Source organism: Streptomyces sodiiphilus (assembly GCF_039529215.1).
GTDB lineage: Bacteria > Actinomycetota > Actinomycetes > Streptomycetales > Streptomycetaceae > Streptomyces > Streptomyces sodiiphilus.
On sequence record NZ_BAAAMJ010000008.1, the window covers coordinates 143,088 to 166,739 of the forward strand.

Genomic DNA, 23,652 nt, shown 5'->3' on the forward strand with positions numbered 1-23,652 from the left:
CCGCTCCGGACATGGCCGCTGGTCCCGAGCCGGAATCAGTCTATGCGGGCCCGGCCCGCTCAGCGGGCGAGGTCGGGCAGGAGCCGGTCCAGGACCAGTTCCTCCTCGACGCGGACACCGCTCGCCGCCATCAGGCCGGCGAGGCGGTCGTCCCAGTCGGCGGTGGCCGGAGTGCCGGTGAGGGGGCCGCGGGCCTTCGGGAGGGCTGCCCGGTAGGCGGCGGAGTCGTAGTGCCACGGCTGCCAGGGCACCCGGCGCAGCAGGGTGTTGGCGATGCGCAGGCCGCCCCAGTCGAAGTCGCCGTGGTAGAGGAGCCGGGCCCCGGCGTCGGCCGCCCGGCGCAGCAGGGTGACGGCCGCGGTTCCCGGCTGCCCCTGGGTGCACACCAGGGGCACGCAGCCGGGGCCCAGTTGATCGGCCGCAGCACTCACCACGGAGGGGTTCTCGCAGACGAACAGGACGTCGCAGGAGATGTGGGGGGCGTCCCGGGTGAGCTGGCGCAGGGTGAGGACGGCGGGCTGCCCCGCGGCCCGGAGCGCCTCCAGGGAGCGGCCCACCGCGCCGCGCCGGTCGCCGGGCAGGCCGAGGGTGAGCACGGTGCTGGAGAGCTCGTCGGTGAACAGCCCCGCCGCGGCCCACACCGAGCGCCGCCATTCCGCGCCGCTGCCGGCCGGGGCGCCGGTCAGCGCGCGGACGGCGCCGAGCGCGAGGGTGGCCAGCGGGCGGTCCTGGTCCAGGGCGTGGGCGTCGCCGCAGACGCGGGCCGCGAGGACCGCCAGCTCCGTCCCGGGGTGCGGCAGTTCGCGCAGGACGGCGGCCAGGTCGGACAGCATGGGTGCCGCCACGTCCGGGTCGTTGCCGCTGAGCCGCCGGACCAGGCCGGTGCCGGGCAGTCCTTCGTACCAGGCGGCGAGCCCGGGGCGGCGGGCGCACTCGGCGGCCAGCGGGGCGTGCGCCCGGCGCCACGCCTCCTCCACCCGGCGCCGCTCCTCCCGCAGCGGGGACACCTCGCCGGTCAGCGCGGTGACGGCCTCGGCGAGCCCGCCGGGACAGATCTCCGCCCGCCGCAGCAGCGCGTCCACCGCGCCGAGGGAGACGGTGAGCCCCGCGCCGGGACGGGGGGCCCGGCCCAGCAGCCGCTCGGCGGCGGCGCGCTGGGCGGGTCCGGCCGGCCGCAGGGTCACGGTCGCGTCCAGCGTCTCGCCACGGGCCATGCGGCGGCGTGCCCGGTCGATCAGCCAGGCCAGCTCGGGGGTGCCGAGGAGCCGCCGCAGTCGCGGCAGATCGACCACCTGGGTCTCCCGCGCCTCCCGTGCTTCCCGCGTCTCCTCGGACTCCTCGCCGGCCACGGTCACCGTGCCTGGGCGGGCAGCGGCACCGGCCGCGGCTCCGGGCCGGCCGCCCGGCGCCGGCCGTCCCACTCCCAGCGGGTGACCAGCACGGCCGGCACCTCGTCCACCCGGGAGAGCTGAGCGATGGCCACGCCGGGCACCTCCGGGTAGCAGGCCCACTCGCGTTCGCTGGTCATCACCACGTCGAGATCGAAGGTGCTCAGCAGCCCCAGGCACGAGGCCCGGGCGTCGTCGTCCACCCCCGCGAACGCCTCGTCCAGCGTCACCAGCCGGGGCGCGTGCGGGTTTCCGGCCGTGCGGTAGTGCGAGGAGGCCGCGGCGAACAGCGGCACCGACACCGACAGCACACGCTCCCCGCCGGAGGCCGGGCCGGTGGCGCTGCGCCACCGGCCGTGCTGCCGCCGCTCGATGGAGAACTCGTGCCAGTCCCGGTAGTCCAGGGCGCGGGTGAGATGCTCCAGCCAGCTTCCGGACGGGTCGTCCGCCTGCGCCCGGCCGATCTGGGCCTGCAGGAACTCCCCGATGGCCGCCCGGTCCCCGGGCGACCAGGCGTCCGCCGAGCGGCGCAGCCGCTCCCGGGCCGGGCCCAGGCCGGACGGTGCCTGCCGGGAGGGCCGCCACACCAGCCGCAGCCGCATCCCGGTGCTGGTCGGCCGTTCCTGGAGCTCCTCGTTCATCTCCAGTACCTGCCGCTCGGCCGCCCCTATCAGCTCCTGCAGCGTGCCGCCGACCTCGGTGAGCAGATGGGTCTCCAGGATCTCCCGCTCCCTGGCCGAGAGGATGCGCTGCATCTGGTCGACCTCCGTCTCCAGAGCGGTGGCGAGCTCCGGCACGGCCCTGCGGTGCCCCTGGAAGACCACCTCGACCACGATGCCGTCCTCGCGCACCTGGGCGGAGGCGGAGTGGCCATGCCGGGCCAGGGCGTCCTGAAGGCCCTTGAACTCGTCGTTGACCCGCCGCTGCACCCGCTCCCAGGCGGTGTCGGCGAGGTCCGTTCCGGACAGCTCCCGCTCGATGGAGCGGGCCAGCTCCACGCCCGCGGTGGGCGACCAGTCCCCGTCCTGCCCCGGCTGCTCCGCCGGGACCTCCTCGGGCCCCGTCCCGGCCAGGTCGGCGGCCGGGATTCCCGGTGGCGGCACCAGGTCCGGCAGCGCCACCGACAGCAGCCCGGTGGCGGCGAACCGGCGCAACGCCTCAATGGCCTCCGCCCGCTGCCGCACCGCGTCCTCGACGTCGGCCGCGAGCTGTTCCGTGCGGCCCTGTGCGCGGCTCTCGGCGCGGAGGGCCTCCTCCCGGCGACGCGTCGCCTCCCGCCGCTCCTCGGCGCAGGCGGTCCGCGCCCGGGCCACCTCGCCCAGCTTGCGCTGGAGTTCGGCGACGGCCGTGCCGACGGTGGACTGGAGCGTCAAATGCCGCTGGCCGGCCGCCGCGGCCTCCCGGCCGGCCTCCTCCGCCCGGACCGCCAGTTCTTCGGCCCGCCGGGCGGCGCGCTCGGCCTCCTCGCGGTCGGCGGCCACGGCCTGTTCGGCGTCGGTGTGTTCGCGCAGCGCCGGCCACAGGCCGGCCAGCGCCTCCCGGTAGGCGGCCAGCGCCCCCCGCACGGTCCGCAGCGCCTCCCGGTCCGGCGGCAGCCGCAGCCCGGCGGCCGTGGCGTCCCGCGTGTCGCGGGCCTGCCGCTCCCGCTCCGCGGCCTCGGCGCACCGGCGTGCGTGGTGGTCCTGGCGCTCCCTGGCCCGGTTCAGCGCGTCGGCGGCGGCGCCCGCCAGTGCGTGGGCCCGGCGGAGCTCCGTGTCGTCGGGAAGCGCGGCCAGCTCGTCGTCCAGGACGGTCCGGCGCTCCTCCAGGGCGGTCAGCCGCTGTGCGACGTGCTCCAGTTCGCCGTCCAGCGCGGTCAGTTCGCCGCGCAGGTCGGCGATCCGGGCCCGCCGGGCGGCCTCCCGGGCGCCCGCGCCCAGGTACTCGGCGGCGGGTTTCGCCCAGGATCCCGACAGCGCCCCCACCCGGAACCGTCCGGCGTCGTCCACCCAGGTGTGCGCCGCCTCGGCGTCCTCGCCGAAGGCGATGGTGTCCAGCAGGCGGCGGACTGCCTCGGCCCCGACCGCCGCGGCGTTCTCGTCCCCGGCGTCCACGGCGGGGCGCAGCACCCGGGCCAGGCTCGGCCCGGCCGTCACCGGCTCGCCGCCGGTGAGCAGCACGTCATGGGTGCCGGCCCGCAGCGCGGTCCCGTCCGGGGACACCCAGGCGTCCAGCAGGCCGGACGCCTCCAGCGCGGCCTCCAGACCGGCCCGCCGGGAGTCCGTGAGCTGGTCGCCGAAGTCCACCAGGCGCCACAGCGGGGCGCCCGGGACGTGCTCGCGCGCCTCGGCCGAGCGGGTGTGCGGGGGGCGCGGGGACCGCTGGCCACCGCTCTCCAGGCGTGCCAGTTCGTCCCTCAGCTCCGCGGAGCGACGGCGCAGGGTCTCGCCCTCGCTCTCCAGAGCGGCACGGGCCGTGACGAACTCCTCGGCGGCACGGCGGTGGGCGGCCTCGGCCTCGGCCCGCACCGGATACGGCCCGTCCAGTGGTCCGGCCCACTGCTGCAGGCGGTCCAGCAGGCCGACCGTGTCCGGCGGCCGCAGCTCCACGGCGACGTCCAGCCGCTCCCGCACGGCGGCGACCAGCGCGTCGGTGGCCTCGGCGACCCGCCGGGCGGCCTCCTCCTGCCCCTGGGCCGCCTCCTCGGTGTCCGCGGCGGCGGCCTCCAGGCGGGCCCGGGCCGCCCGGTGCCCGGCCTCCGCCTCCTCGGCCGCGCCCACCAGGCCCTCCAGGTGGTCCACGGCCCGGCTCCGGCCGTCGGCCAGTCCGGCGGCGGCCCGCCGCAGTGCGGCGACGTCCCGCTGCTCCCCGGCGCGCGCCGGTCCGGCGACGCGCTCGCCGTGCCCCGGGCCGATCCCGGCCTCCGCGGCGGCCTCCTGGCTCTCCGCGAGTGCCTGGCCGAGGCGTTCCCGCGCCGCGGCCAGCCGGTTCCCGGTCGTGTCCAGCCTGCCCCGGGCCCGTGCCAGCTGCTCCGCCGCACCGTCGTGGTCGGCCCGGGCGGTGCGGGAGGCCGCCTCGGTGCGCTCCGCCTCCCGCGCGGCGCGGTCGAGTTCCTGGGCGCTGCGCATCTCGGGCCGGGCGCGCAGCGCCTCCTCCTCCGCCTCCAGCCGGACCGCCCGCCCGCCCAGCTCGGTCAGCGCCTGGTCGGCCGCGGCCAGCCGCTCCCCGGCGCTCCGGTGTTCCTCGCGGGCCTCGCCGAGCTCCCGGTGGACGGCCTCGTAACGGGAGTGCCGCTCGCGGGGCGCGACCGCCTTGCGGCGACAGGCGGCCCGGGCGTAGCGGCGGTAGTGCTCCAGGAATCCGGTGGCGGCCCGGCGGGCCTCGTCCATCGCGGCCAGCCCGGCCTTCTCGTCGTCCAGCGACCGGAACGCCTCGGCGGCGTCCGCGACGATCCGCTGGTCCATCGGCGGCAGCGCCTCGGTCAGCGCGCGGGACAGCGCCCGCTCGTCGGGCCGTTTGGACAGCTGCGGCTGACGCAGCTGCACCAGCAGGTCCACCAGCGCGCCGTAGCGCTGCTCGCCCAGTCCGAACAGCGCCTCGTCGACGGCCCGCCGGTAGGCCTTCGCCTGGTCGTAGACCATGCCGTGCCCGGCGACCGCCTCCGCCAGGCGGTCCCGGCCCAGGGCGGCGCCGGTGGCGTCCAGCAGCGACAGGTGCCCGTCCTCCGGGCGCCCGACGCGCTGCTCGGTGACGGCGTACCAGTGCCGGGCGATGCCGCGTCCGGCCACCGCCTTCAGCCCGCAGGCCAGGGTGCGGAAGTGCGGCTCGCCGGCTTCGTCCAGCCGCCCGAACTCGATCCAGGTGTAGCCCAGCCGCTCGGGGTGCGGGTGCTCCCCGCCGAGCAGCAGGTTCCACTCCATGCGCTTCTTGGGGTCGCCGTCGGGCTCGACCCGGTGGGCGCGCAGGTCGCCGTCGAGCAGGAAGGGCAGGGTCAGCGCCAGCACCTTGGACTTGCCGGTGCCGTTGTTGCCGCGCAGCAGCAGCCGGCCGTCCCGGAACCAGAACTCCTCGCGGTCGTAGTAGAAGATGTCCACCAGCCCGATGCGCAGGGGCTGCCAGCGGGAGCGGGTCGGGGTGGGGAGTCGGTCGTGATTCACCGGGTGGTCCTTCGCCGGGGGGTCTTCGTGCGTGCCGTGCGCCGTCCGCCGGGCTCCAGGACGACGGTCTCGCCGAGGGCGTAGCGGGCCAGCGCGGGCCGGGGGACGACCGTCTCGCCGTCGGCCGTGCCGCCGGGAACGCGTTCCACCAGCCGCAGTGCTGTGAGCCGTGCCACCGCGCGTTCCACCAGGTCGTTCTCCGAGCCCGGTTCCCGGGCCGACTTGGACCAGAACCCGGCGTGCTCGGCGGCCAGTTCGCGGGTACGGGCGCGCAGCTCCGCCACCGTGGCGGGGCCGTGCCCGGCGAGGTGGCCGGCGAGCAGCAGCGTGAGGTGCCCGTGCGTGCCCTGCTCGGGCATCCGCACATCGGTCAGCTCGTCGTGCGGGTCGACCATGGCGATGCCCTCGGCGCGGACTTCCGCGACCAGTCCGGTCAGCTCGCCGATCCGCCGGGTGAGGGCGCCGCGCTGCCCGGTCAGGTACGCGGCCTCCTCGTCCGTCAGTTCCGAGAAGTACAGCACCGGGTCGTCGAGCAGCCGCCGGGTGAGCGTGTGGCGCAGCCGGCGGTTGCGCAGTTCCCCGGTGTCCAGGGTGGTTTCGTCGGTGAGCTCGGCCAGTCGGTCCTCGAAGGCGGTGGCGGCCACCAGCGACGGCCCGCGCCGGGTGGCGAGAAGGCTCGCGAGCACCCTGCGCTCCACGTCGTAGAGCGCGTCACCTGCCTGGCCGAGGTAGGCGTCCTCGTCCCCCGCCACCCGGGTCAGCACCCCCAGCTTCAGCAGCAGCCGGACGACGGCGATCAGGTCCCGGCGGTCCTCGCGCGCCTCCAGCGCGAAGCCGATGCCCGCGGCCGCCAGCTGGGGGTCGGCCGCTTCCAGCGCGACCTGGTCGGCGAGCCGTCCGAGTGCGATCTGTGCCTCTCCCCGGTCCAGGACCGCCAGTGCCAGGCAGAGCAGCACGTACCGCCGGCGGCTGAAGGGCAGGGCGGCGCCTTTGGGCTCGCGCGCCGGGTGGGTGGGCTCGCCGTGGTGGCCCGGGACCTTGAACAGCCGGGCCGCGGTGGCGTCCACCCGCAGTGCCCAGCCGGTGTTGCGGTCGAACCACGCCCGCAGCTCCGCCGCGTGCTGCCGCACCAGCCGGAAGTCGTCCGCCGTGTCGCCCTGGGCACGCAGCAGGGGGTTGCGCAGCAGAGCCCGTGCGGCGCGCCGGAACTCCGCGGTGCGCTGGTCGTCGCTCATGGAGCCACCTCGCGGATCTCCACCCAGTGGTCGGGCCCGGTGAACACGCCGCCGGGGGTGTGCACCGTGGCGGTGCCGCCACCCTCGAGAAGCCGCAGCCGGATCTCCATGGTGCCGTCGTTGCTGGTCGCCCGGGTCTCGGTGGTGCCCGGCCGCCACGTCCCCAGGGCGTCCCCCAGCAGTTGCAGGAAGAGGCCGAACGCCGCCTGGTCCAGCTCGGCGAGCTCGGAAAGGCGCAGCTCGCCGCCGGTGTCCAGCGCCGCCCGGGCGGCGGCGGCCTGCTCGGCCTGGGCGCGGGCGACCTCCGCGAGGTAGGCGCGGTCCGCGCTGCGGTCGGTGACCTTGCGCGCCTTGCCCCGCCGCTCGTACGAGCCGGTGCGGCGCAGTTGCGGGCTGATCCTGAGCGGCGGCGCCTTCTCCCACGGCGTGTCGGCCGCCACCGGAGCGGCCTCCCGCTCCGCCAGAGTGTCCGCGTCGACCGTCAGGTGCCGCGCCTGGTAGAGCCCGAAGGAACCGCGCCACAGCCGGTGCCGGGCGTCGTCGTCCGGCGCCTGGGCGAACCAGAGCGCGAGCCTGCGGAAGTCCGCCGACCGGTCCGAACGGCCCGACCGGCGTTCGTTCAGCGTCCGCACCACGGCCAGCAACTGCGGGATGGCCCCCAGGGCGGCGCCGCGCAGCAGCTTCGCCTGCGCGTCATGCCCGGGTGTGCTCAGGAACCAGGACCTCAGCCCGGCCCACCGTTCCCGCCAGTGCTCCTCGGCCTCCCCCACCGCGTCGGCCGACTGCTCGGGGGCGGCGTCCGACGCCTCGCGTCCGGCCGCCACCCGCAGGAGCCTGCCGGCCGCGCCGGTCTCCTCCAGCTCCGTGATGAGCCGTGCGATCTGGGAGCCCATGGTGATCAGATCCTGGATGAACCGCTCCAGGTAGCCGATCAGCCGGTCCTTGTAGGCGAGGAACGCCTCGACCTCCGCGTCGTGCAGGTCGATGGTGCGCTGCAGTGAACCCATGAACGCCCGTGCGTTGTCCGCGAGCGCCGTGAACCGGTCGGTGAGGGCCAGCAGCGACAGATGTGTCTTCGCCGGGTCGGGTTCCGGGCCGTCCGCGAGTGCCAGCAGCACCCGCAGCTGCTCCGCGATGTCCGCCAGCGCCACCGCCTGCAGCGCTCCGCGCCGCCCCAGCGCCGTGTCGTAGGCGCTCAGCGCCTCCTCGGCGGCCTCACCGGCCGCGGTGATCTGGTAGATGAGCCGCCGGCGGTAGAAGTCCTCGACGGCCGTGACCCGGGTGGTGTCCGGATCGGCACGGAGATTGCCCCAGCCCACCAGCCCGTCCAGCGCGTGGATCACGGTCTCGACATCGCCCGGCCGGTGCTCCGGCGGCAGCGCCCCCAGCACGTCCTCCGGCCGCAGATGCACGGTGAACCGCTCCTTGGCGGCCGTGAAGACGCCCATCACCGCCCGGTACAGACCGGCGTTCGGCGCCGTGAGGTGCGCGAACGGCCGATACCCCGCCCTTTCCGCGTCCCCGGCGGGCCTCGCACGCTCATTCATCGCCCCACAGTCTGCACCACTCCACCGACACCCCGTGACGGTGATGGCCGGATCCGCCCCGTCGTGGTAAGGCCCCTCCGGCACGCGGGCGGCACGCCCTCCTCAACTCCTTTGCGTTACCCACTCGTAGACTCCTGTTCGACGGGATGGGGGGCGGGGGTTGTGACAACAGCACAGCGGATCTCTCTGTTTCCGTGCGTCCGATGACAGCCACGGGCCGGGCATTACGGAAGGTTCCGGATTCCGGCCGGAGACGAGAGAGAGAAACCTGGTGGGGATACCGAAGAAGTCCGGGAACCGGTACGGCGCGCGCTTCGCGCGGATGGCGGTCGCCGCCGGGCTGACGCTGGTGCTGGGGGGATGCGCCATGGCCACCACCTCGCCCGGAGAGGCCAGGGAGGCCGCGGAACCCGTGGTGCTCGTGGGGGCGGGCACGGTGGACTGCCGCGAGGCCACCTGCATAGCCCTCACGTTCGACTCCAGCCCCGGCACGAACACCCCGGAGCTGCTGGACATCCTCCGGGACGAGGAGGTGCCCGCGACCTTCTTCCTGCTCGGCCGCAACCGCATTGAGAAGTACCCGGACATCGTGCGGCGGATCGCGGACGAGGGGCACGAGGTGGCGAACCACACCTGGACGCACCCGCGGCTGACCGAGATCGAGCCGGACGAGATACGGGAGGAGCTGGTGCGTACCCAGGAGGCCATCGCGGAGATCACCGGCGAGGAGCCGACGCTCATGCGGCCGCCGCAGGGCCGCACGAACGACACGGTCTCGGAGATCTCCCGGGAGCTCGGGCTGGCGCAGATCCTGTGGAGCGTCACGGCCAAGGACTACGCCACCACCGACTCCGATCTCATCGAGAGCCGCGTGCTGGAGCAGGCCGACCGTGACGGAATCATTCTTCTGCACGACATCTACGACGGGACCGTGCCCGCCGTTCCTGGCATCATCGAGAAGCTGAAGGCCGAGGGCTACACCTTCGTCACCGTCTCCGACCTGATGGCCCCCGCCGTGCCGGAGCCGGGCGTGATCTACCGGCCCTGACGTCCCGCTGTCGCCAGGCGCGCTGCCCGTCCGGTCTTCACCGCCTGCCACGGAAGCCCCACCCCGAGCGGTACCACAACCCGGTACGATAGCGGTACGGCTGTGCAGTCCTTCCTGGAACCAAGGCATCCCCAAGAGCATCAGCGCGAGCGAAGCGAGCAAGTGCCTGTTCCCGCTCATCGAACGTGTCAACACCGACCACGATCCTCTGCGGATCACCTCCAGGGCAGGGGATGCCGTCCTCATGTCCGCCGACGACTACGACTCCTGGATGGAGACCGTCTACCTCCTCCGTTCCCCTGCGAACGCACGGCGGCTGATGGAAGCGATCGCCCGGGACAAGGCGGGCGAGTCCGGGGTCACCAGGACACTCGACGAACTTCGGGACATGGCTGGGGGCGAGGCGTGAGGAACGTCAACTTCGACCCTGCCGCAGGGGAGGACTTCCTGTTCTGGCTCGCGTCGGACCGGAAGACGGCTCGACGGATCACACGTCTGATCGGCGAGATCCAGCGCACGCCCTTCGAAGGCATCGGCAAGCCCGAGCCTTTGAAGGGCGACCTCACGGGTTACTGGTCACGACGCATCGATGACGAACACCGGCTCGTCTACCGAAGCGACGACAAGGAAGTAAAGATCATCAAAGCCCGCTACCACTACTGACAAGCTCTCTACCGCCCCAGCGTGAACAGCGCGTTGCCATGCCTCGCACCTGCTGACGATCGCGGTCTCGGGGCGCGTCATTCCGCCAGGGAGCCGCCGAAGATCTGCCATGCCAGCACGGACTTGGCGACCAGACTGAGCACGAGGTACGCCTTCTCGCCGTAGGCGTAGTCGGCCCACGGCCCGATCCGGCGGTACTGGAGCCACTGGTTGGCGCCGAAGCTGAAGAAGAAGGCGGCCTGCGCCAGAACGATGCCGTAGACGAAGCCGGGGACGGTCTCGGAGGCGACGATGTTGTACGCGATGGACACCCACGGGCCCAGCCCGGCGATGGTCCCGAACCAGAAGGGAAGCATGGTGGTGGCCGTGCGGCCGGGCGGGTTCATGAGCTCCTGGAGCCAGCCGAAGAAGATCATCGCCGCGTTGGCGGCGGCGATGACGATGACGGCGTTGATGCTCGTGATGCCCGAGTAGAAGCTGATGAGGATGATCATCAGAGTGGCGCTGACCGAGTACTCGAGCCACCGGAAGCGGTTGATGCCGCGCCGCAGGTCGCGTTCGTAGGTGCCGCGCATCACCGTGGCCGTCAGCAGGTGGTCCAGGGCCGCCAGTCCCAGGAAGACGGCGACGGCCCAGCCGATCCGCACGTCGAACAGCGCCTCGGGGGCGGGCGGGGCCGTGCCGGGAGGCCCCTCCGGCACGGAGGAGGTGACCGTGATCGCGAAGCTCCCGGCGAGCAGGAGGACGAGCGCGGCCTGGGCGAGGTGCAGCAGCGTGAGACCGAGGTTCCACCTGCGGAGCCCGGCCAGACGCTTCTCGGTGACGCCGCTTGCCGTCGGCGCGCTGCCATCGCTGTGCATCGGTGTTCCTCCCGGATCCCGAACCGCCCGTATCACGCCGAATCTAGACGGGAACCGGCAGATCGCCGCAGAAGGTCCGTGCGTGGGCGAGGCGTGTCGACGGCTGGGCCAACCGCCGTGATGTGGCCCGCCAACGGCGGGTCACGGCACGCCGAGCAGTCTCAGCACGGCGGTGACGGCGGCGGCCCCCAGGACGACGACCAGGAAGGGGGCCCGGCGCCAGGCGAGCAGGCCGGCGGCCGCCACTCCGGCCGGGCGGGCGACGCCGGCGAGGCCGTGCCCCTCGGTGAGCGCGGTGGTGGCGACCAGCGCGGCGAGCAGGACGAGGGCGGAGAGTTCCATCGCTCTCTCCGCTTCCGGCGGGAAGGTGACACGGGAGCGCAGCAGCGGGCCGGCGAACCGGAAGGCGAAGGTGCCCGCGGCGAGCACGAGCATCGCGGCGATCAGGACGCGGTGGTCGTTCACCGGCCGCTCCGCCGGGGGACGGCGGTGAGCGGCAGCGCCGTCAGAGCGAGCAGTACGGGCAGCCCGGCGGGAAGGAACGGTGTGGCGGCGAGCGCGATCGCGGCTCCGGCCAGGGCGGGCCGGCGCTTGTCGCGGTCGCGGAGGGCCGGAAGGACGAGGGCCAGCAGAACGGCCGGGAACATGGCGTCGAGTCCGAGCGCGCCGGTGTCCTCGACGACGGTACCGATGAGGCCGCCGGCGAGCGCGCCGAGCGGCCAGCAGAGCAGGATTCCCAGGCCGCACATCCAGTAGGCGGCCCGTTGGCGCCGCGGGTCCTGCTGGGCGAGGGCGAAGACCACGGTCTCGTCGTTCATGAGGTGTGTGCCCAGCAGGCGTTTTCCGCCGCGGCCGAGCACGTCCGGCACGGCGAGCCCGAAGGGGATGTGCCGGCTGTTGACGAGCAGCCCGGCCAGCACGGCAGCGACGGGGCTGCCTCCGGCGGCGATGATGCCGACGAAGAGGAACTCGGAGGAGGCCGCGAGCACCAGCAGGCCGAGGGTCACCGGGAGCCACAGCGGGAAGCCGGACGCGACGGCGATCGCTCCGTAGGACAGGCCGATGACTCCGACCGCCAGGCACACCGGCGTGATGTCCCGCAGCAGGCCCCGGTCTACCGTTCTCCATATCGAAGGCACGAGCATCAGAATGAACACCCGCCCGGCGTTCGTCAAGGCGAACGATGGATTGACACACCGAACGGAGCGCACGTATGGCGGCGGACGAACCCACCGCGGACAAGGTCCCGCTGGACTCCATCGCGGCGGCCCTGCGCCGGGAGCGCGCGAGAACGGGCCTGTCGCTCAGCGAGGCCGCCCGCAGGGCGGGCGTCTCCAAGTCCACCCTTTCCCAGCTGGAGGCGGGCAGGGGGAACCCGAGCCTGGAGACGCTGTGGGCGCTGTGCGTGACGCTCGACGTGCCGTTCTCCCGACTGCTGGACCCCCCGAGGGTGCGCACCCGGGTGATCAGGGCCGGGCAGGGCCCGGCGGTGGCCTCCGCGCACGCCGACTACCGGGCCACCCTGCTGGCGGCCTGTCCGCACGGGGCGCGGCGCGACATCTACCACGTCGATGCCGAGCCGGGGACGGTGCACGCCTCGGATCCGCACATGCCCGGGGTGGTCGAGCACGTGGTGCTGTCCCACGGCCGGGCCCGGGCCGGTGTCGCCGGCGAGGAGGTGGAGCTCCGTCCGGGCGACTACGTCTGTTACCCGGGGGATCTGCCGCACGTCTTCGAGGCCCTGGCCCCGGGCACCCGGGCGGTCGTGGTCACCGAGCACGTGTGACGGAGGAGGCCGGACCTCCCTGCTGTCAGGAGGGGCCCGCCTCGCGTTCGGCGGCGGCCATGGCCCGGTCGGTCACCAGGGGCATGACCGCGAGCAGGGCGAGGGTGAGCAGCGCGGAGGCGGCGAACACCGCGCGCAGGCCGGCGAGCTGGGCCAGCAGTCCGCCGGCGGCGGCGCCCAGCGGCATGGTGCCCCAGGCGAGGAGCCGGTAGCCGCTGTTGACGCGCCCCAGCAGCCGGTCGGGGGTGACGCGCTGGCGCAGCGAGACCGTGATGACGTTCCAGACGACGATGCCCACTCCCCCGGTGAAGAACGCGGCGCCGAGCAGGAAGGGGTCCGCCGTGGCGGCCGGGGCGCCGAGCATGAGCGCGCCGGTGCAGACGGACAGCGCGAGCGCGCGGGCCCGCCCGAGCAGCCGCTCGACGCGTTCGGCGAGGAAGGAGCCCAGCAGGCTGCCGGCCGCGACGGTGACCAGCAGCAGACCGAAGCCCTGCTCCGACAGCCCGACGGGCGAGGCGGGCCCGACGGCGAAGAGGACGAGTACCGCCCAGGCCGCGTTGGTGGCGAAGTTGAAGCCCCCGACCATCACGGCCATGGTGCGCAGCAGCCGGTGCCGCCACAGGAAGCGCAGCCCCTCGGCGATGTCCGCGCGCACGGTGGTGGGCCGCTCCCGGCCGACGCGGTAGGTGCCGCGCACCATCAGGAGGGCGCCCACGGCGACCGCCCACAGCGCGACCGGCGCGCTGAACGCGGCGACGGCACCGGCCGCGACCAGCAGACCCCCCAGGGGCGGGCCGACGAACTGGTTGGCCGTCAGCTCGGCGGCGTAGAGGCGGCCGTTGGCGCGGGAGAGCTGGTCGCGGGACACCAGCCTGGGGAGGATCGACTGGGCTGTGGTGTCGTAGAGGGTCTCGGCGACGCCGACGCAGAACGCGACGGCGTACAGCGCCCAGATCGAGGCGAGGTCCAGGGCGACGGTGGCCGCGAGGGCGGCGAGCAGCACGGCTCGGACGGTGTTGGCGGCCAGCATCACCTTGCGGCGGTCGAGCCGGTCGGCGAGCGCGCCGGCCGGCAGGGCGAAGAGCAGCCAGGGAACGGTCAGGGCGAACGTGACGCCGGCGACGAGCACCGGCGAGCGGGTGAAGCCGATGGCGATCAGGGGCAGCGCGATCTTGAAGACGCCGTCGGCGAGGTTCGACAGGGCGGAGGAGATCCACAGGCGCCAGTAGGCACCGCCCAGGCGGGCCCGGGCGGCGGCTCCGCCGGGCCCGGAGGAGGGGTGGACGCGCTCGGGAGCCACATCGCTGTCGGTCATTGATGGAGATTCCCACATCGATGGAGAAAATTCAATCGATGTGCGGGACTCCACGGGTGCCCTACCCTGGCCGGCATGGGTGACGAGGCCGCTGACCAGCAGGCGACGGGCGGACAGCCGGGCAGCGGGCCCCGGGAACGACGGATGGCCACGGTGCGCGAGGCCAAGGCCCTGGCTCATCCGCTGCGCGCCCGCATCCTGCGCCTGTGCGGGCAGCGGGAGATGACGAACAAGCAGCTCGCGGAGCGACTCGGCCGCGACCCGGGCACTGTGCTCTACCACGTGCGCCTGCTCGCCGACGCCGGCTTCCTGGAGCAGGCGCCGGTGCGCACCGGCGCCAGCGGCGCCCTGGAGAAGCCCTACCGCTCCACCAACCGCTCCTGGTGGCTGGACTCCGCCCGGCCCGACATCGAACCCGACGGCTTCGGCGCCTTCGACGCGTTCCACGAGGAGCTGCGCGAGGCCGGGCCCGGGTCCGTCAGCAACTTCGCCCGGTTCATGCTGCACCTGTCGCCCGAGGAGGCCGCCGAACTGGACCGGCGCATCCTCGCGGTCCTCGACGAGTACGTCGAGACCGACCACGAGCGCCTGGACCGGCCCGCCCATGGCGGCGTCTTCGTTCTGCACCGGCTCCCCGAGTGAGATCCGGTCCGGGCCCGGCAGTACCGGGCCCGGACCGTTCCCTCCGGCAAGGGGCGGCGGGAGGCGCCCGGCTCAGGTGAGCGACAGAGTCACCGTGGCCGACGTCCTGTTGGGGAACTTCCAGTCGAAGTGCGAGCGCTGGCCCTTCCCGCAGGCGGTGCGGGTCTGGGTGCTGGATGCCCGGACGGTGACCCGCGCGCACTTGCCGTCCCGCCGGGTGTCCTCCACCCAGCCGTACACGCTCAGCTGGCCTCCCGAGCACCTGAGCGTCCAGCTCGCCTTGCCGCCGGGGATGACCGGTGAGGCGCCCGACGGGCAGGACGCGGCGGCGGCCGGTGAGCCGCCGGCCAGCAGCAGACCTCCGGCCAGAGCGCCGCTCGCCATCGCGGAAATGACGGCATTCTTCATCTTGCGCATGAGAATTCCTCTCGGAGTTTCCTGGAGCACCGGCCCGGCGCAGGTACGGGAATGGCTTACCGCCGGGTGCCGTAACCGGTGGCGGGCGGCGTGAGCGAACGGTGCCGCCCCTCGGACGTGAACCATTCTTTGCCGTGCGCGGCACCGTTCATGGCAAATCCCCGGGAATGCGGGTACTCATGGACCGTCCCACGCTCTGACCTGCTGGGACAGCGCGCCGAGAGGCATCCGGCTGGGACGGGAGAACACCGCGTCACGGCGGCGGGAGAGCCAGGAGGAGGGAACAGCCGGGGGGGGACGGCCGGCGTTTATCGTTCCTGCTGCTTCCTGAGCGCCTGTCCGATGATCCGTGCGCCTTCCGGGAAGGCCCCGGGGTTCGGCCCGGAGTAATTCAGCCGGAGGTGCGGGCCGGTGGGTTCGGCGGGAAACCACTCGTCGCCGGGGGCGACGAGAACACCGCGGTCCTCGCAGTCCCTCACCAGCCGCGCCAGGTCGGTGGTGTCCGGCAGCCTCAGCCACAGGTGCAGCCCACCCCGCGGCACGGCCGCCAGGTGCGCGCCGGGCACGTGCTCGCGCACGGCGCCGGCCAGCAGGTCCCGGCGGGCGGCCAACTGGTGGCGCAGACCGCGCAGATGGGTGCGCCAGGCGGGCTGGGCGACCACATCGAGCGCGACGGCCTGCAGCATGCCGCTGACGTACATCGACTCTGCCTGCGTGTCGGCGAGAATCCGTTCGCGCGCCGGACCGCGGGCGATCACCCCGGCGATGCGCACCGCCGGGGACACGCTCTTGGTCAGCGACCTCAGGTGGACGACGTGCCCGCCGTCGTCACGCGCCGCCAGGGGCACCGGGTCGCTGTCGATCCCGAAGTCGTGCGCCCAGTCGTCCTCGATCAGGAACGCCCCGTGCCGCCGCACGGTCTCCAGTACTTGGCCGGCCAGGTCGGGCGCCCACCGGGCCCCGGTGGGGTTGGCGAAGCTGGGCTGCGCGTAGAAGGCACGCGCCCCGGTCTGCTCGAAGGCACGGTCCAGCTCGTCCGGGTCGGGGCCGTCGATGCCGCTGGGCACGGGGACCACCCGCACCCCCGTCTGCGCGGCGGCGAGGATCGCCCCCCAGTAGGTGGGCGACTCCAGCAGCACCGGCCGGCCGGCGCCCACCAGCGCGCGAAAGGCGGTGCTGAGCCCGCTCTGGCTCCCCGGCAGGATGATCGCGTCGCCCGGCGCGGGCGGGGCGACGCCGACCGGCGCGGCACGGCCGAGCTCGGTGGTGAACCACGCCTGGAGTTCCGGAAGACCGGCGGCCGGAGGCCTGCTGACGGCCGCGTCGCCGCGCGCCGCGCGGGTGAACGCGGAGCGCACCAGCCGCTCCGGCAGGAGCTCCCGGTCCGGGTAGCCCGAGTGCAGCGCTATCACGTCGTTGGGGGCGGTGCGCAGCGCGGTGGACGACTGCGGCAGGCGGCTGGGCGGGGACCCGAGCGCGGCGGTCTGCCACCCGTAGTCATTGGGGCGGGCGACGCGGACGGCCCGGACGAACGTGCCGACCCCGGGGCGGCTCTCCACCATGCCCCGGGCGGCGAGGGTACGCAGCGCCTTCTGCACGGTGACCGGGCTCGCCCCGTACCGGGCCACCAACGCACGCGTCGGGGGCAGCTTCGCCCCCGGTGCGGCCGCTGCGATCCACTCGCGGAGATCCTCGGCGATCCGCGCACTGCTATCGTTGACCATGTCAGCCAACAGTAGCGCTACTCTCCAGCGCCCACCAGTGATACCGCCCTCCCGGGCCGGTCTCGGCTTCGGCCTGCTGGGGGTCCTGGCGTTCTCCTTCACCATCCCCTTCACTCGCGCCGCCGTCGAGAGCGGCGGCATGTCCCCGCTGTTCGTCGGCTCCGGCCGGGCGGTCGTCGCCGCGCTGCTCGCCGCCACGGCCCTGGCCCTCACCGGGCAGCGTCTGCCGCGGGGCGGCCAGTGGGGACGGCTGGCCGTGGTCGCCGGCGGCGTGGTCCTGGGCTTCCCCGTGCTGACCGCCTACGCCCTCACCACCGCCCCGGCCGGCCACGGGGCCGTCGTCATCGCCGTCCTGCCCGCCGCCCCCGCGGTGGCGGCGGTGCTGCGCGGGCACGAGCGGCCCGCCGTGCCGTTCTGGGCCGCCGCGGCGCTCGGCGCGGTCGCCGCCGTCGCCTTCGCCGCGGCGGGGGGCGGCGGGGCGGGAGGCCTGCACCCGGCGGATCTGCTGCTGTTCGGCGCCGTCGTCGCGGCGGCTGTCGGCTACGCGGAGGGCGGGCTGCTGGCCCGCGAACTGGGCGCCTGGCAGACCGTGTCCTGGGCGCTCGTGCTCGCCGCGCCCGTGATGACCGTGCTCACCGCGCTGGCGGTGGCACAACGGCCGCCCAGCGGCACACCCGCCGAGTGGGCCGCGTTCGGCTACCTGTCCGTGGTGAGCATGTACCTCGGCTTCTTCGCCTGGTACCGCGGCCTGGCGATCGGCCCGATGGCGCACGTCAGCCAGGTGCAGCTCGTCCAGCCGGTGATGGGTGTCTGCTGGGCCGGGCTGCTCCTGGGCGAGCCGGTCACCTGGTCCATGGTCCTCGGCGGCGCGGCCGTGATCGCCTGCGCGGCCACCGCCGTCCGCACCCGCCAGAAGCGCCCCGGCGCCACGGGCGGCTGACCTACCATCACCCCATGGAGCCGTCCGCCGCCGCCGTACGCCTCGCCTCGGGTGCCGTGGCCTCGCTGGTCAAGAAGCTGTTCGTGGTGGAGGGGCCCGGCGCCGGGCTGGTGGACAGACCCGTCCGGATGTCCGGCCGGCTCTCCTTCACCGGCGAGCGGCGCACCCTGGGCGAGAAGCAGCTGCGCGCCCTGGCCGCCGAGCTGGTCGACCGGGCCGCCGAGGCGGACGGGCCGCACGAGGCACCGTCGGCGCAGACCCGCCGGGAACTGGCCGACGCCCTCGCCCGGGCCCTGCACGGCCTCGGCGATCTCGACATGGACGACGCGCAGGCCGTGGCACTCGGCCCCGAGAAGCTGGCCGCCCGCCTGCCCTCCCCGCCCACCGGCCTGTCGGCGGACGCCGAGGCGCGCTACGACGCGCTCCTGCACACCGCCTGCCTGCACATCCTGCACTTCTTCACCCAGCGCTCCACGTTCGTCCCCCGGACCCTGACCGAGCAGACCCGGGCCATCAACGGCCTCGTGGCCGTCACCGACCTGCTGTGCGAGCGCATCCCCTCCCAGTCCGCCGAGGACGCCCGCTTCGAGCAGCGCTACGCCGAGCACATCGTCCGCAAGCACGGCGAACTCACCATCTACGGGCTGGACCTCCAGCACGCCCGCGAGTGGCGGCTGGACTCCGCCTACATCGCGCTGGAGGCCACCGGCGAGGACGACAGCGTTCCGGTGCCGGCCGAACGGGCGCTGGCAGGCAGAGACAAGGTGCTGCTGCGGGGCGGGGCCGGCTCCGGGAAGACCACGCTCGTGCAGTGGCTGGCGGTCACCACGGCCCGCCGCGACTACGACCCGCACCTGGCCCACCTCATCGGCCGGGTGCCGTTCGTCCTGCCGCTGCGCCGGGTCTTCCGTGACGACCGGCTGCCGACGCCGGACGAGTTCCTGCACGCGGTGCGCAGCGCGGTGGCCGGGTCGCAGCCCACCGGATGGGCGGACCGGGTCATGCACGCCGGCCGCGCGTTCCTGCTCGTCGACGGCATCGACGAGATCCCGGCGGACCGGCGCGAACAGGCCCGCCGCTGGATGCGCGAGCTCATGGCCGACTTCCCGGACAATCTGTGGCTGGTCACCGCGCGCCCCTCGGCCGTCCGCGAGGACTGGCTGGCCGGTGAGGGCTTCACCGAGCTGGCCCTGGCCCCCATGTCGCACCACGACATCTCGCTGTTCGTGCGCCGCTGGCACGAGGCGGCCGGGGCCGGGCCGGAGCTCGGCGAGGCCCTGCGCTCGGCCATCCGCACCGACACCGACCTCGGTCGGCTGGCCGTGAACCCCCTGATGTGCGGGCTGTTGTGCGCACTGCACCGCGAGCGGCACGGGTTCCTGCCCAGCGGCCGCAAGGACCTGTACGAGGCGGCGCTGGGCATGCTGCTGGAACGACGCGACGTGGAACGCGGCGTCCCGGCCACCGAGGATCTGCGGCTGTCCAAGGAGACCCAGATCCAGCTGCTGCAGAAGCTGGCCCACTGGCTGATCCGCAACGACGCGGCGGAGATGGAGCGTTCCGACGCGCTGCGGCAACTGGAACGCGCCCTGGAGTACATGGCCCATGTCCCGGCGACGCCCGAGCAGGTTCTCGCGCACCTGCTGGTGCGCTCCGGCCTGCTGCGCGAACCGGCCGAGGGCCGCGTGGACTTCGTCCACCGCACGTTCCAGGACTACCTGGGGGCGAAGGCCGCCGTGGAGGAGGGCGACTTCCCGCTGCTGCTGAACAACGCGGGCAAGGACCAGTGGGAGGACGTCATCCGCATGGCCGTCGCGCTGGGCCGCCCCGCCGAGCGCGCCCGGATACTGGGCGGCCTGGTGGAGGGGATGGGGCCGGACGAGATCACCTCACTGCGTGAGCTGTCCCCCCGCTCGCTCGTCCAGCCGGAGCGCCTCCGCCAGGTACTCCTGGCCGCCACCTGTCTCGAACACGCCACGGAGATCGCGCCGGGCATCCGGCAGCAGGTGCTGGACCTCGCCGCTCTTCTCGTGCCCCCGCGCAGCCGGCTGTGGAGCACCATGCTCGCCGAGGTGGGCGGCCCCATGGTGCTCAAGCTCCTCCCCGGCCCCGAAGGGCTGAGGGAGGACGAGGCGGACAACGTGGTCGTCACCGCCACCCGCATCGGCACCGATGCCGCACTCCCCGTCCTCGCCCGCTTCCGGCACCACCCGGCGCTGAAGGTGCGCAGCCAGCTCGCCTGGTCCTGGCACCGCTTCGACACCGCCCAGTACGCCGAGGAGATCGTGCGCCACCTCGACGAGACCGACCTGTACTTCTGCGCGCACCACACCGGCCACCTCAAGGCCCTGCGCGCCATGGGAGGCAGGGCCCGCATCCAGCTCCTCGGCACCTTCCACGCGCAGGAACTCATCGACCACCTGCCCCCGGAGCGCCTCACCCACCTCTGGCTCCCCGAGGACGAAACCACCGTGACCGGTGAGGAGTGGCGGGCCGCCTTCCCTCACCTCAAGATGTCCACCCACCCACGGCGGCAGCGCGCGAAGCAGCCGGCCGGGCGGCCTTCACACGGCCCCCTTCCTCTTCCTCGTCAGCGCCCGGAACTCCCGGGCCTGGAGGACAGCTAGAGCCGCCAGCCGGATCCTGGTGGTCGCGGGCGATACGGTCGCGCGCTCGAGCGGGGCTGCAGCAGGCTCGCCGCATACCGTCCGGCGAGACGCACCACAGCCAGCCCCTGGTGCACATGAAGTACTTGCCATATGTAGTTGGAGGTAGAACCCATGGCAGTGTCGAAGGCGGCTCGCCAGTCCCCGCTAAAAGTGGATCCGGAGACGGATCAGCTCATCAGCCAGGGTGCACGGTTTCTGGGCCTGACAAAGAACGACCTGGTTACCGAGGCCGTGCAGGTCTACCTGGAGCAAAGGCGTGAGGATCTGAGGGCCGGGATGGTCGAAGCACTTCAGGTCCTCGACGGGTCACCGAAGTCGGACGTGATGTTGCTGACCGGCCTGACCGCCCAGGAGATCGATGCGGTCGGCGGGGTCGACGAGTAACGAGATCGGACTCCGATGCGCCCAGCACGCCCCACCCTGCGCTGTCTGCGGGAAGCTCTCGGTCTTCCGCTCCCGTCGACCACTGTGCCGCTGGACGAAATCGATCACCGATTCTGGTCAAGACAGCGGGGCAGTTCTCCGGTCCCGACGCCAAGCACCAGCGGATCCGCTCCATCGATGACCAGGTGTTGTTCAAGGTCAAGGTGCGACGCCGGCGGGTAGCTGTCTGGACAGATGCGGACCTGCCGTGGCTGGTCGCAGCAGGGGGGCGGGAGGACGGCCCTGGGGCCGACTGCTACGCCACGCTCGAGGGGGGAGGGTGTATCGACCCGCGCCCGGCACAACGTTACGGAGCCCGAGGCGCTGAACCGGGCAAGTGACAGGGCAGAGCAGCGGACACTCCTGCAGCTGCTCCGGCTTGCGGGGGGGGCGCGGCATGTGAACGGTGAGCCGGTCAGATGAGGCGTTCGAGGACGTTGCCGGGCCAGTGGCCGAGCCAGTGGGCGGTGGTGGAGGGGTGGGGCTCTCCATCTGTGGACCCGTCGTGGGGAAACAGTTCAGTGGGGGGCTCGGCTGGTGGCGGTTGATGAGAACCTCGCGCAGGTTGGTGACGCCGCGGACGGTGGAGAGGTCGCTGCCGCTGAGGTCTGTGCGGTGGTAGCGGCCAGGACCGAAGTCGGTCAGGCGTAGGGTGCAGCGGTCGAAGGCCGCGTGTGAGAGGTCGCAGCGCTCCAGGACGGCTTCGGTGAGCACGCAGCGCAGGAAGACGACCGGTCCGGTGGCGCGGATCCCGGTGAGGGTCGCATAGTCGAGCCGACAGGTGTCGAAGACGACATTCTCGAAGGTTAGCCCGCTCAGGGTGGCGCCCATGAGCTTGCAGTCGCGGAAGAGGACGCGGCTGAACCTGCCGGCTGTGATCTCGGCGGTGCCGAGGTCACAGCCGGTGAACTCCACGGAGTCGACCCGTGTCTCGTGCAGGTGGACGCGCTTGGCGGTCAGTCCGGTGACGAGCCCGGTGATAAGGCGGGCGTCGGTGATGTCCAAGTCGCGGAGGTCGGCGCCGGAGTAGCGGAAGTCCTGGACGACGCCGCGTCCGCTTTCCAGGGACGTGACGTTGGTGAGGTAGAGCCCGGGCTCGTTCAGGTCCGGGAGGGTGGCCGTGACTCGGCCCGATGTCTGCTCCGTCATGGGGTGTGCGCTCCGGTGAGGTTGGCGTCGGCCCCGCAGGGCCCGTGGGCGGCGGGGCCGACGCGATCGGTCACTTCTTGTTCCAGTTGTCCCAGGCGGGACGGTTGTCAAAGGTGTTCCCGCCGGCGTTGTCCCAGGTGGGCTGGTTGTTGAACATGTTCACGGTGGGGTCCGGTCGGCCATGACCGGTGAGGTGAGAGATGGTCGGAGTGTCAGCGAGGGCCAGTAGTTCCAGCAGAGTCACGCTGCGTGTTCCTCTCGGACGGTATCGGACAGTGCGGTGATGAGGGCTTGTCGCGAGGTGCGGCAGTGGTTGGTCTCGGTGGTGTCCAACCGGCCGTTCTCGAAGTACCGGTTGCCGGCTTGGGCGCCCCGGCAGAAGTCGAAGAAACCGCACGCGGCCTGGCATCGGTCGAGGCCGGTCAGGAACTCCCGCACATAGGGGAGCCGGTGGGCCCGGGTCAGGATCTCGGCGAGGGACTGCTCGCGGATGTTGCCGGCGCGGAAGTCGCCGTAGCGGGGAGCGGTGATCCCGGCGAATTCCGGAGAGAGCAGGACCACATCGCCGTTGTGCGCGATGGTGGGGATGGGGTCGATCAGCCGCTGCCCCCACTCCGTGCCGCGTCCGGTGCGAACCAGGCCGAGGTGGTCGCCGAGACGGGCCAACTCCCGAATGGTCACGTCCGGGTTGCGGTGGCTCCAAGCGAGCGTGCGTCGCCAGAACTCCGTGGCCGGGCCACGGCCGGGTTGCCGGCGGATGGTATTGACGCCCTCGGCTTCCTCGATGTTGAGTCCTGCGGTGTGACAGCCAAGTCGGACGAGGAAGTCCAGCAAGGTTTCTGGGCGGGTGATGCTGTCGGCGGTGACAACGGCAATGACCGAGAAACCGATCCCGGCCTCTCGCAGGCGGGTGATGCCGCGCAGCGTCCTGGTGAACGTGGGTCGCCCGACCCGATCCACCCGCTGTGCGTTCAGTGCGGCGGGGCCGTCGATGCTCACTCCGATGCGGAAGCCGTGACGGGTCAGGAACTCGCACCAGGCATCGTCGATCAACGTGGCGTTGGTCTGCACGTAGTGATGGACCCGCCCTGCTTGCCGCAGTGACTCGAAGGGCTCCAGCAGTTCAGCGAACCGGCGCCGGCCGAGGGCCAGCGGCTCGCCGGCGTGCCAGACCACATCCACGCGCCGGTTCGGGCCGGCCTCGGTGATCTCGCCGACCGAACGGGCGACGGCTTCCGCCATGTCCGGCGGCATGGTGTTCCGCCGGTCACGATCGGGGAGGTAGCAGTAGGCGCAGTCCAGGTTGCAGAAGCTCGTCGGCTGGAGGACCACGGTGTGCGGCACCGACGCGATACGGCGCCGGTAGGACGCGAGCAGCATCTCCTCACTCATGACCGGCACCGGTCCCCTCGCTCGCCGGGTCCGCCGAGGGGTGGGAGTCTCCAACATCCGTGACAGAGGCCCCGCCGGGTCCTGATGGGGCGAGTGGGGCGCCTCGGTGAATGTCGTGAGATTTGGCGGGAGATTCGGCTCGCGTCACCGAGGCCATTTTTGCCTTGCGCTGCGAGGTGTTCCCGGTGACGGCAACCCCGGGCGACGAACAGGGCAACACCTCTCGCTCCGGAGAGCCCGGCGTCCCATCCGGCCTGCCGGCGGGGCCGGGTGCGTCGCACTCGCTCCGGTGTCCCGGCACACTCGTCACGAGATCCG

General features: G+C 73.2%; 21 protein-coding genes. 8 read left to right on the forward strand and 13 right to left on the reverse strand.

The window, feature by feature from the left end:
* Positions 1-59 precede the first annotated feature (59 nt).
* Genes ABD299_RS03925 through ABD299_RS03940 form a run of 4 tightly spaced genes read right to left on the reverse strand, consistent with a single transcriptional unit; the run spans position 60 to position 8,306 of the window.
* Positions 60-1,355, reverse strand: coding sequence for a TIGR02679 family protein (locus tag ABD299_RS03925; protein WP_344258863.1), 1,296 nt, complete (start codon positions 1,353-1,355; stop codon positions 60-62).
* Positions 1,352-5,524, reverse strand: coding sequence for a TIGR02680 family protein (locus ABD299_RS03930; RefSeq protein ID WP_344258864.1), 4,173 nt, complete (start codon positions 5,522-5,524; stop codon positions 1,352-1,354). The genes ABD299_RS03925 and ABD299_RS03930 overlap by 4 nt, the downstream gene beginning before the upstream one ends.
* Positions 5,521-6,759 (reverse strand): TIGR02678 family protein, encoded by a 1,239-nt coding sequence (locus ABD299_RS03935; RefSeq protein WP_344258865.1) that lies wholly within the window; start codon positions 6,757-6,759, stop codon positions 5,521-5,523. The genes ABD299_RS03930 and ABD299_RS03935 overlap by 4 nt, the downstream gene beginning before the upstream one ends.
* A complete protein-coding gene (locus ABD299_RS03940; RefSeq protein WP_344258866.1) occupies positions 6,756-8,306 on the reverse strand; it encodes a TIGR02677 family protein in 1,551 nt (516 codons plus the stop codon). Before ABD299_RS03940 ends, ABD299_RS03935 begins: the two co-directional genes overlap by 4 nt.
* Before the next feature lie 322 nt (positions 8,307-8,628).
* Here ABD299_RS03940 and ABD299_RS03945 point away from each other — a divergent pair, with 322 nt between their 5' ends.
* The 3 genes from ABD299_RS03945 (at position 8,629) to ABD299_RS03955 (ending at position 10,017) form a co-directional block, all read left to right on the forward strand.
* On the forward strand, positions 8,629-9,354 hold the full coding sequence (locus tag ABD299_RS03945; protein WP_344259020.1) for a polysaccharide deacetylase family protein: 726 nt from the start codon (positions 8,629-8,631) through the stop codon (positions 9,352-9,354).
* Between the two features lie 127 nt (positions 9,355-9,481).
* The gene (locus ABD299_RS03950; RefSeq protein ID WP_344259022.1) at positions 9,482-9,763 is read left to right on the forward strand and encodes a type II toxin-antitoxin system Phd/YefM family antitoxin; all 282 of its coding nucleotides are present in this window, start codon (positions 9,482-9,484) and stop codon (positions 9,761-9,763) included.
* A complete protein-coding gene (locus ABD299_RS03955) occupies positions 9,760-10,017 on the forward strand; it encodes a Txe/YoeB family addiction module toxin (protein ID WP_344258868.1) in 258 nt (85 codons plus the stop codon). Before ABD299_RS03950 ends, ABD299_RS03955 begins: the two co-directional genes overlap by 4 nt.
* A 77-nt stretch (positions 10,018-10,094) precedes the next feature.
* Here the strand turns inward: ABD299_RS03955 and heR are convergent, their stop codons facing one another.
* From heR to ABD299_RS03970, 3 genes are all read right to left on the reverse strand, one after another.
* Complete coding sequence (heR, locus tag ABD299_RS03960; protein ID WP_344258869.1) at positions 10,095-10,877, reverse strand: heliorhodopsin HeR; 783 nt, start codon at positions 10,875-10,877, stop codon at positions 10,095-10,097.
* A gap of 141 nt (positions 10,878-11,018) precedes the next feature.
* Positions 11,019-11,312: an AzlD domain-containing protein gene (locus ABD299_RS03965; protein ID WP_344259024.1), complete on the reverse strand. Its 294-nt coding sequence runs from the start codon at positions 11,310-11,312 to the stop codon at positions 11,019-11,021.
* Between the two features lie 26 nt (positions 11,313-11,338).
* Positions 11,339-12,016 (reverse strand): AzlC family ABC transporter permease, encoded by a 678-nt coding sequence (locus ABD299_RS03970; RefSeq protein ID WP_344258871.1) that lies wholly within the window; start codon positions 12,014-12,016, stop codon positions 11,339-11,341.
* Between the two features lie 74 nt (positions 12,017-12,090).
* Here ABD299_RS03970 and ABD299_RS03975 point away from each other — a divergent pair, with 74 nt between their 5' ends.
* Positions 12,091-12,663, forward strand: a complete 573-nt coding sequence (locus ABD299_RS03975) for a helix-turn-helix domain-containing protein (protein WP_344258872.1) — start codon at positions 12,091-12,093, stop codon at positions 12,661-12,663.
* A gap of 25 nt (positions 12,664-12,688) precedes the next feature.
* Here ABD299_RS03975 and ABD299_RS03980 read toward each other — a convergent pair whose 3' ends face one another.
* The gene (locus ABD299_RS03980) at positions 12,689-13,978 is read right to left on the reverse strand and encodes an MFS transporter (protein ID WP_344258873.1); all 1,290 of its coding nucleotides are present in this window, start codon (positions 13,976-13,978) and stop codon (positions 12,689-12,691) included.
* 75 nt (positions 13,979-14,053) lie between these two features.
* Here ABD299_RS03980 and ABD299_RS03985 point away from each other — a divergent pair, with 75 nt between their 5' ends.
* Entirely contained in the window at positions 14,054-14,620 is a 567-nt protein-coding gene (locus ABD299_RS03985; protein WP_344258874.1) for an ArsR/SmtB family transcription factor, read from the forward strand.
* Positions 14,621-14,692: 72 nt separating this feature from the next.
* Here the strand turns inward: ABD299_RS03985 and ABD299_RS03990 are convergent, their stop codons facing one another.
* Positions 14,693-15,037, reverse strand: coding sequence for a hypothetical protein (locus tag ABD299_RS03990; RefSeq protein WP_344258875.1), 345 nt, complete (start codon positions 15,035-15,037; stop codon positions 14,693-14,695).
* A 308-nt stretch (positions 15,038-15,345) separates the two neighbouring features.
* Positions 15,346-16,761: an aminotransferase-like domain-containing protein gene (locus tag ABD299_RS03995; RefSeq protein ID WP_344258876.1), complete on the reverse strand. Its 1,416-nt coding sequence runs from the start codon at positions 16,759-16,761 to the stop codon at positions 15,346-15,348.
* 37 nt (positions 16,762-16,798) lie between these two features.
* On the opposite strand from ABD299_RS03995, the gene ABD299_RS04000 reads away from it, so the two are divergent.
* The 3 genes from ABD299_RS04000 (at position 16,799) to ABD299_RS04010 (ending at position 20,754) form a co-directional block, all read left to right on the forward strand.
* Positions 16,799-17,701: a DMT family transporter gene (locus ABD299_RS04000; RefSeq protein WP_344258877.1), complete on the forward strand. Its 903-nt coding sequence runs from the start codon at positions 16,799-16,801 to the stop codon at positions 17,699-17,701.
* 14 nt (positions 17,702-17,715) lie between these two features.
* A complete protein-coding gene (locus tag ABD299_RS04005) occupies positions 17,716-20,328 on the forward strand; it encodes an NACHT domain-containing protein (protein ID WP_344258878.1) in 2,613 nt (870 codons plus the stop codon).
* 153 nt (positions 20,329-20,481) lie between these two features.
* Positions 20,482-20,754 (forward strand): hypothetical protein, encoded by a 273-nt coding sequence (locus ABD299_RS04010; protein WP_344258879.1) that lies wholly within the window; start codon positions 20,482-20,484, stop codon positions 20,752-20,754.
* A 198-nt stretch (positions 20,755-20,952) separates the two neighbouring features.
* Here the strand turns inward: ABD299_RS04010 and ABD299_RS04015 are convergent, their stop codons facing one another.
* The 3 genes from ABD299_RS04015 to amcB all read right to left on the reverse strand — a co-directional run bounded on the left by ABD299_RS04015 (position 20,953) and on the right by amcB (position 23,391).
* A complete protein-coding gene (locus tag ABD299_RS04015; protein ID WP_344258881.1) occupies positions 20,953-21,942 on the reverse strand; it encodes a pentapeptide repeat-containing protein in 990 nt (329 codons plus the stop codon).
* A 70-nt stretch (positions 21,943-22,012) separates the two neighbouring features.
* A complete protein-coding gene (amcA, locus tag ABD299_RS04020; protein ID WP_344258882.1) occupies positions 22,013-22,186 on the reverse strand; it encodes a multiple cyclophane-containing RiPP AmcA in 174 nt (57 codons plus the stop codon).
* Positions 22,183-23,391 (reverse strand): cyclophane-forming radical SAM peptide maturase AmcB, encoded by a 1,209-nt coding sequence (gene amcB, locus ABD299_RS04025; protein ID WP_344258884.1) that lies wholly within the window; start codon positions 23,389-23,391, stop codon positions 22,183-22,185. The genes amcA and amcB overlap by 4 nt, the downstream gene beginning before the upstream one ends.
* Positions 23,392-23,652: the final 261 nt, after the last annotated feature.